The organism is Streptomyces antarcticus (assembly GCF_026627255.1).
In the GTDB taxonomy this organism is placed as follows: Bacteria; Actinomycetota; Actinomycetes; order Streptomycetales; family Streptomycetaceae; genus Streptomyces; species Streptomyces antarcticus.
On the sequence record NZ_JAPNLM010000040.1, the window covers coordinates 45,088 to 51,087 of the forward strand.

Genomic DNA, 6,000 nt, shown 5'->3' on the forward strand with positions numbered 1-6,000 from the left:
GGTGACCTACGGCTGACCGCACCCGCTCCACGGGGTGCGGTCAGTTGTGTCGGGGGGCCAGCCGGGCCGTCGTGGCGGGCGGGAGGCAGGCGTCCAGGAAGGCCAGGGCGCGCTGGTGGTAGGTGTCGGCGGTGTGGCCCAGGCTGATGTTGTGGCCGGCGGCGGGGAGGTGGTCGACGGTGACGGACGGGGAGCGGGTGAGGCGGGAGGTCATCGCCGTCAGGGTGGTGTCGTCCAGGTGCCACCAGGCTTCGTGTTCGGCGAAGGTGAGGCGGACGGGGATGCGGACGTCGGGGGCGAGGGTTTCGAACTGGCGGGGCCAGTGGATGGTTTCCGCCGATTCGCGGGGCGGGGTGGGGGCGAGGAGGGCGCGGCTGGCCTGGAAGGTGCCGCGGGGGTAGAGGTGCAGGGGGCCCCAGTTGAGTTTGGTGGCGCCGCCGCCCAGGGTCGAGGGGAAGTGCAGGGCCTGGGGGTCGTACTGGTAGCCGGTGCCGGAGGTGTCCAGGCCCAGCAGGGGTACGGCGCCGCCGGCGGTCGCGGCGGTGTGCAGGGCGACCTTGCCGCCGTCGGAGTGGCCCAGGAGGTGGAAGCCGGCGCCGGTGTCGTGGGTGCGGGCGTGTTCCTTGAGGGCGGCGTGGAGGGTTTCGGCCTGCTCGGCGAGGGTCTGGCCTTCGGGCAGGTGGCCGGCGGAGGCGCCGTAGCCGGGGCGGTCCACGGCCAGGACGGCGTGGCCGGCGGCGGTGGCGAGGGGGATGAAGGAGTTCCAGTACGCGGCCCGCATGCCGCGGCCGTGGATCGCCAGGATGGTGGAGCGGGGCGGGGTGGTCCCGGGGAGGGCCAGGAGCGCCGACAGTTCGATGCCCGCCGCGTGGAGCGTGTGGGGGCGGACGGTGGGGGGGCGGGTCACCGTACGGCCAGCCCTCGGCGGGCGCCCGCCATCGCGTCGACCCACTGGGCGGGTGATCCGGTGCGCAGCAGGGAGGTGCCGACGAGGAGGCCGCGGAAGCCGGCGTCGAGGAGTCCGGCGGCGGTTTCGGGGCTGTCGATGCCGCTGGCGCTGACGGGGCAGGCGGTGCCCGCGGCCTGGAGGGCGGGGAGGAGGTCCAGGGAGCGGCCGAGGTCGCCGGCGCCGCGTTCGCGGGTCTTGATGTCCTTGTTGTTGACGGCGATCACGCACTCCTGGGGGTGGTGGAGGGAGTCGAGTTCGGATTCCTGGGTGATCTCGACGAAGGGGGTCAGGCCGGTGCGGAGGCATTCGGTGACCAGGGTGCGCATGCTGGACGCGGGCAGGAGGGCGGCGGTGAGCAGGACGGCGGAGGCGCCGAGTTCGCGGGCGGTGTGTATCTGGTCCTTGCGGGTGATGAAGTCCTTCTGGAGGATCGGAAGGCCGGTGAGGGCGGCGACGTCGCGCAGGAGGGCGGGTGAGCCGCCGAACCAGCGGCCGGTGACGACGGAGACGCAAGGGGCGCCGGCGGTTTCGTAGGCGCCGATGATCGCGGCGGGGGTGCGGCCGCCGAGCATGTCGTAGCCGTGGGCGTCGCGTCGTTTGACTTCCATCACCACGGGGGCCGGGGAGGCCAGGAGGGCCTCGAGAAAAGGGAAGCCGGTCCGGTTCTGCTTGGTCATCGCGACAGCTCCAGCGGGGGGTGGTCGGGGGTGGGGGCGGTGGCGGTGCGCCAGGCGCGGGCGAGGGCGGTGATCTCGGGGGTGCCGAAGGCGCCGGTGGTGTGGTCGCGGGCGGCGGTGTCGACGTCGATGCCGCGGTAGCCGGGGTGGCGCACGATGTCCTCGTAGGCGGGGCGGTGGGTGGGGGTGAGGCCGCCGGCCAGGAGGAAGGGGCGGGTCAGGCGGGGCAGGAGGGCGGCCAGGCGGGCCGGGTCCAGGGTGCGGCCGGTGCTGCCGATGCGGCCGTCGCCGGTGGCGGTGTCGAGGAGGAAGAGGTCGGTGCCGGCGCGGTCGTAGGCGCCGATCAGGGGGCGTTCCACGCAGCTGCCGTCTTCCTGGACGTGGAGGACCTTGACGATGCCGACGTCCGGCGGGAGGGCTTCGCGCAGGGCCCGGACGGTGGCGGGGGGCTGGTAGGCGTGGAGTTGGACCCAGCCGGCGCCGGTGGCCCGCACGAGGTGGGCGAGGGCTGCGGCGTCGGACAGGAAGGTCACCAGGACCGGCAGGAGGCCGGCCGAACGGGCCGCCGCCGCGAGGGCGGCGACCGCGTTCGGTTCCAGCTCGGACGGGCCGCCGGGTACGCCGTGCCAGAGGCCGACGCAGTCCGCCCCGGCGGCCGCCGCCGCCTCGATGTCGTGGGGGGTGGTGGCCCCGCAGACCTTCAGCAGTGTCCGGGACAGGGGGTGTGTGCTCACTTGCCCAGTCCCAGCATCGAGGCGATGCGGTTGTACTGGATCTCGTTCGATCCGGAGTAGATCGTGCCGCCGACGGCGTTGCGCACGTCCTGTTCCAGGCCGGACTCCGACATGTAGCCGTGGCCGCCGAAGATCTGTACGGCGGTGAGGCTGGTGGCGAGGTTGGACTCGCTGGTGACGATCTTGGCGATGGCGAGGTCGGCGGTGATGTTCTCGCCGGCTTCCAGTTTCTCGCCGGTGTCGTAGAGCCATTTGCGGGCGGTTTCCAGCTGGATCTTCGTGTCGACGATCTTGTTGGCGATCGTCTGGTACGAACCGATCGCCTTTCCGAAGGACTTGCGGGTCTTCGCGTAGTCGACGCACCGTTCCAGCCGGTGCTGCATCTCGCCCACGTTGACGATGAAGGAGAGGAGGATCTCCCGTTTCATCACGTGGTCCAGGACGAGGAATCCGCCTCCGACGCGGCCCAGGACGGCGGTCCTGGGGACCCGTACGTCGTCGAAGAACAGTTCGCTCAGGGGTGAGGTCCGCAGTCCCATCTTCTTGATGGGGCGGCCGGCGCTCACTCCGGGGGTGTTGCGGTCCACCAGGAAGGCGGTGGTGCCCAGGGGGCCTCCGTCCGGGTGGGTGCGGGCGTAGAGGACGATGACGTCGGCGACCGGTCCGTTGGTGACGAAGACCTTGCTGCCGTTGATGACGAAGTCGTCTCCGTCTCGGACGGCCCTGGTGGTCATGGCCATGGCGTCGGATCCGCCTTCGGCCTCGGTGATGGCGTGGGCGCCGATGGCCTCGCCGGAGCAGATCTGGGGCAGGTAGCGCTCTTTCTGTTCGACGGTGCCGAACTGCTGGATGGGGATGCCGGTGGAGCAGATGGAGGTGGTGACGGAGAAGCTCAGGCCGGCGTCGCGGTTGTACTCGCCGAGGCCTTCCAGGACGTACATGGTGGTGAGGAGGGACTGCCCGAGGCCTCCGTAGTCCTCGTGGAAGGGCAGGGAGAGGATTCCGGTCTTCTGGACGAGCTTCCACTTGTCCTCGGAGAAGGCGGACTGCTCGTCGAGTTCGATGTGGTCTGCGCTGAGTGCGTCTCCCCACCGCTCCAGGCCTTCGCGCAGATCTGCCTGGTCGGCGTTCCAACGGATCACGACGGACCCCTTTGAGTCGGTTGCTGGCGGGATGGCGGCGCCGGGGCGCCGGGGGTGGGGTGGCTCAGTAGGCGGAGGAGCTGTGGGCGTCGAGGCTGTGGACCTCGTCGCCGCGCAGGGCCGGCGAGAAGACGCAGACCAGGCGCAGGTCCTCGTGGGGGCTGGCGACGAGGTAGTGGGCGTCGTGCTGGTCGAGGGCGTACATGCGGCCCGGGACTATCTCGTGGGAGGTGCCGTCGAGTTCGATGACCTCGCCGGAGCCCTCGATGCAGTAGCAGGCCTCGAGGTGGTTGACGTACTCCAGGCGGGACTTGGTGCCGGCCAGGACGGTGGTGTCGGTGAGCGAGTAGCCCAGGCCGTCTTCGGCGAGGAGGAAGCGGCGGCTGAGGCCGTTGCCCCACTCGACGGTCTTCACGGACTCGATGTCGCGAACGATCATGGCGGTCTCCCGGTGTGAGGGTGGTGCGCGGTTGTTTCCGGATGAGGGGTGGAGCTCCTGGGCGGTGCGGGTGGGTGCGGGTGGGTCAGGAGGGGTGGTGCGGTGTGGGGGGCAGGACCGAGCGGACGAAGGCGCGGAAGGCTTCGGTCACGTCGTGTCCGGCTTCCTGGGCGCGTTCGACGGCGGCGACGGCGGCGGAGCCGATGATCGCGGCGTCGGCGCCGGCGGCGCCGACGGCCTGGACGTCCTGCCGTGTGCTGACCCCGAAGCCGACGGCGATCGGGGAGGCGGTGTGGGCCCGCAGTGCGGTGACGGCCTGGGCGAGCGCGGCGTGGCCGGCGGCGGGTGCGGTGCCGCTGCGTCCGTAGTGGGCGACGAGGTAGAGGTAGGCGGAGGCGTGTGCGGCGGCCTGGGCCTGGGTGCCGGGCGGGCTCTTGGTGTAGCAGGTGGTGACGACGGGCAGTCCGGCGGCGGCGGCGGTCTCCAGGTGGCTCTGGCGCAGCCGTGGGGGCAGGGCGTGGATGAGGAGTCCGTCGGCGCCGGCGGCGGCGATGTCGCGGGTGGCGTCGGCGAGGTCGCGGTGTTTGAGGGAGTGGCTCCAGTCGGCGAGGAGGGCGATCCGCAGGTGGGCCAGGTGGGGGCGTACGTCGGCGATGAAGGCGAGTACGTCGTCCAGGCCGGCGCCGCCGCGGTCCAGGGCGCGGCGTGCCGAGCGCTGGATGACGGGGCCGTCGGTGACGGAGTCGGGGAAGGGGACGGCGAGTTCGAGGCAGTCGACCTTCTCCTGGTCGAGCATGAGGACCAGGTCGCGCAGGACGGGCAGGGGCGGGTCGCCGGCGTTGAGGAAGAGGGCGAGTCCGGGTCCCTGGCCGGGGGTGCGCCGGGTGAAGAAGGGGGCGGGGGCCCGGGTGGCGGTGGGGGCGGTGGTGTCAGGCACGGGCTGCCGCCAGGGTGCGGGGGGCCGGGGCGGCGGCGAGGCGGCGGGCGAGGTCGTGGGCGGCGCCGGAGCGGACGGCGTCCTCGGCGAGTGAGACGGCGGAGGGCCAGTCGCGGCGGGTGCCGGCCGCGACGATGAGGGCGGCGGCGCCGAGGCTGACGGTGCGGGTGGCGACCCGGCCGGCGGTGCCGGCCAGGACGGAGAGGAAGTGCGCGGCGGCGCCGGCGGGGTCGGGGGCGGGCCGCAGGTCGCCGAAGGAGCCGTCGGCGGGGGTGAGTTCGCCGGGGCGGATGGTGCGGGTGAGGCCGGTGTCGGTGTGGATGGTGTTGGTGGCGAAGGGCAGGAGTTCGTCGGCTCCGGTGTCGTTGGTGGCGAGCCAGACGCGGCGGGTGGTGGTGGTCGAGGCGAGCTCGCGCAGGGTGTCGAGGGGGGCGGCCGCGGAGACTCCGGTGATCTGGGCGGAGACGGGCAGGTCGGCGAGGAAGGGGCCCAGTGCGTTGAGGAACCGGCCGAAGGGCTTCATGCTCAGCGGCGCTGTGGTGCGTGCGAGGCGGGTGAGCTGGGCGGGGTAGACGTACGGTCCGGCGAAGGCGATGCCGTGGGCGGCGAGGGTGTCCTCGGTGTGGGTGTGGGAGGAGGTGAGGCGGATGCCGAGCCGTTCCAGGAGGTCGACGGAGCCGAGGGAGCTGGTGTAGGCGCGGGAGCCGGTCTTGACGACTTTGACGCCGGCGGCCGCGGCGACGAACGCCGAGGCGGTGGAGATGTTGAAGGTCCGGGGTCCGCCGCCGGTGCCGACGACGTTGACGGTGTGCTCCCAGGGGGTGGTGGCCGCCGGGGCGGGCCTGCGCTCGGCGAGGGAGTCCAGGAGGTTGCGCAGGGTCTGGTGGTCGGGCAGGCGGCTGGTCAGGGAGGCCAGCAGGGCGAGGACCTGGGCCCGGTCGAGGGTGCCGTCGCCGAGCTGGTCCCACCAGGACCGCCAGGCCTCCCGGCCGACCGGGGCCTGCTGTTCCAGCAGGGTGGTGAGTGCGTCGTGCACGGTCGGTCTCCGTCTCGTCTGCGTCGGGATGGTGCGGTGGTGGGCGGGGTGGTGCGGTGGTGCCGGGGGGCCTGGCGGTCCTGGTG

General features: G+C 72.7%; 7 protein-coding genes. All 7 read right to left on the minus strand.

All coding sequences use genetic code 11. From position 1 onward, the window contains the following. Positions 1–40: 40 nt before the first annotated feature. Positions 41–907 carry an alpha/beta hydrolase gene (locus OTB16_RS35645; protein WP_267726625.1) on the minus strand — a complete coding sequence of 289 codons (867 nt, stop codon included), beginning with the start codon at positions 905–907 and terminating at the stop codon, positions 41–43. Beyond that, the gene (locus OTB16_RS35650; protein ID WP_267726626.1) at positions 904–1,626 is read right to left on the minus strand and encodes a beta/alpha barrel domain-containing protein; all 723 of its coding nucleotides are present in this window, start codon (positions 1,624–1,626) and stop codon (positions 904–906) included. The genes OTB16_RS35645 and OTB16_RS35650 overlap by 4 nt, the downstream gene beginning before the upstream one ends. Next, positions 1,623–2,360, minus strand: coding sequence for a phosphoribosylanthranilate isomerase (locus tag OTB16_RS35655; protein WP_267726628.1), 738 nt, complete (start codon positions 2,358–2,360; stop codon positions 1,623–1,625). Before OTB16_RS35655 ends, OTB16_RS35650 begins: the two co-directional genes overlap by 4 nt. Continuing rightward, complete coding sequence (locus OTB16_RS35660) at positions 2,357–3,502, minus strand: acyl-CoA dehydrogenase family protein (RefSeq protein ID WP_267726630.1); 1,146 nt, start codon at positions 3,500–3,502, stop codon at positions 2,357–2,359. Before OTB16_RS35660 ends, OTB16_RS35655 begins: the two co-directional genes overlap by 4 nt. A 64-nt stretch (positions 3,503–3,566) precedes the next feature. Continuing rightward, the gene (locus tag OTB16_RS35665) at positions 3,567–3,941 is read right to left on the minus strand and encodes an ectoine synthase (RefSeq protein WP_030390275.1); all 375 of its coding nucleotides are present in this window, start codon (positions 3,939–3,941) and stop codon (positions 3,567–3,569) included. A gap of 85 nt (positions 3,942–4,026) precedes the next feature. Beyond that, positions 4,027–4,878, minus strand: coding sequence for a tryptophan synthase subunit alpha (gene trpA / locus OTB16_RS35670; protein WP_267726634.1), 852 nt, complete (start codon positions 4,876–4,878; stop codon positions 4,027–4,029). Next, entirely contained in the window at positions 4,871–5,914 is a 1,044-nt protein-coding gene (locus OTB16_RS35675; RefSeq protein ID WP_267726636.1) for a hypothetical protein, read from the minus strand. Before OTB16_RS35675 ends, trpA begins: the two co-directional genes overlap by 8 nt. Between the last annotated feature and the right edge of the window lie 86 nt (positions 5,915–6,000).

What these genes read in the sequence shown, in the direction of transcription:
- OTB16_RS35650 (WP_267726626.1), bottom strand. Translation starts at nt 1,626, where the DNA reads ATGACCAAGCAGAACCGGACCGGCTTCCCTTTTCTCGAGGCCCTCCTG.
- OTB16_RS35665 (WP_030390275.1), bottom strand. Translation starts at nt 3,941, where the DNA reads ATGATCGTTCGCGACATCGAGTCCGTGAAGACCGTCGAGTGGGGCAAC.